The 1,056-nt window shown below is 46.2% G+C and carries 2 protein-coding genes; one reads left to right on the forward strand and one right to left on the reverse strand.

Translation table 11 applies throughout. The features are described from left to right. The first annotated feature begins 97 nt into the window (after positions 1-97). Entirely contained in the window at positions 98-526 is a 429-nt protein-coding gene (gene nusB / locus ACTHS3_RS14290) for a transcription antitermination factor NusB (protein ID WP_003748564.1), read from the forward strand. A 119-nt stretch (positions 527-645) separates the two neighbouring features. On the opposite strand, the gene ACTHS3_RS14295 is transcribed toward nusB, so the two are convergent. Beyond that, positions 646-1,056: type IV pilin protein (locus tag ACTHS3_RS14295; RefSeq protein WP_070606751.1), on the reverse strand; the 411-nt coding region annotated here is incomplete at its 5' end.

The raw sequence follows: 1,056 nt of genomic DNA on the forward strand, positions 1-1,056 counted from the left end.
ATATTTTCAGACGGCCTCCCAATCATGACATTGAGGCCGTCTGAATCATTCAATATTCAGCCGACAACCATCGGCACTCTCTTCACAAGGAATACCCATGAAAAGCCCACGCCGCCGCGCACGCGAGCTTGCCGTACAAGCTATTTATCAAGCAGGCATCAACAAAACTGCCGCTCCCGAAATCGCTAAAAACATCCACGAACTGTCCCAATCTTCCAATATGGATGAAGAGCTGTTCAACAAACTGTTTTTCGGCGCACAAACCCATGCCGAAGAATACATGGAAAAAATCAGCCCCCTGCTCGACCGAGACGAAAAAGACCTCAGCCCTATCGAACGCGCCGTTTTGCTGGTTGCCTGCCATGAGCTGAGCACCATGCCTGAAACCCCATACCCCGTCATCATCAATGAAGCCATCGAAGTTACCAAAACTTTCGGTGGCACCGATGGCCATAAATTCGTCAACGGCATCCTCGACCAACTGGCTTCCCGTATCCGCCCTGACGAACCACGCCGCAAAGGCTAAGATTAGCTTCACATCAGGTCGGGATTACCGATCTTTGCCCTGTTTAAGCTAATGTGCTTATACAGCCAAACCATCAAAAAGGCCGTCTGAAATTCAGACGGCCTTTTATATTTCTCGATTTATTCTGATTTTGGCATTTCATAACTGGGGCAGTTTTGTTTATCGCTGTTTGCCCAAATGATACCGCTGTCGTTGTAATAAACAGTACAAGTTTCATCGGCATTGGTTTCTTTATTGGGTACAGCCTTCAAAATATAACCTGAATCGGAAGGATCCGAACCTTCGGAAAAACTAATATTGAAATATTGATTCTGCTGTAAATTTTCAGCAGGAAACCCTACAAATGTACTTTTTTGAGTGTAATAGCGTTCGAGCTGTTGGGCATTATGCAGCATCTGTGTACGGACGGATGCGAGACGCGTTTGGCGGATGTAGTTTTGATAAGATGGATATGCGATGGTAGCGAGAATGGCTGCAATCAAAACGACTATCAGCAGCTCGATAAGCGTGAAGCCTTGTTGGTGTTTCAT

The sequence above is a fragment of the Neisseria sp. P0009.S007 genome (assembly GCF_051962515.1).

What these genes read in the sequence shown, in the direction of transcription:
- nusB (WP_003748564.1), top strand. Translation starts at nt 98, where the DNA reads ATGAAAAGCCCACGCCGCCGCGCACGCGAGCTTGCCGTACAAGCTATT.